The organism is Rhizobium leguminosarum (assembly GCF_010668065.1).
Classification (GTDB): Bacteria; Pseudomonadota; Alphaproteobacteria; order Rhizobiales; family Rhizobiaceae; genus Rhizobium; species Rhizobium leguminosarum_S.
Map to the genome: position 1 here is coordinate 1 of NZ_WUEN01000050.1, position 269 is coordinate 269.

A 269-nucleotide genomic window follows, 5' to 3' on the forward strand; every position below is an offset into this window, starting at 1 on the left:
CGTGTCGTTGCCGATACCGCCGGTGATCGTATTGGCAAGCGCATTGCCGGTGCCGGTGAAGTTGGCCGATCCCGTGTAGCTCAGGTTCTCGACATTGACCAAGGCGGCGATCGAGTAGGCTGCAAGCGACGTGCGGATTTCGTCGGTGCCGGCGTTGACCGCCTCGTTGATCACGTCGCCCGCACTGTCGACCACATAGATGTCGTTGCCCGCTCCGCCGTTCAGCGTGTCATTGCCGGTGCCGCCGTCAAGCAGATCGTTGCCGGCGC

The 269-nt window shown here is 63.2% G+C and carries 1 pseudogene; it reads right to left on the reverse strand.

Annotation, left to right across the window (positions count from 1 at the left end):
• Positions 1-269: pseudogene (locus GR198_RS36060) on the reverse strand (protease); the annotation flags it as partial.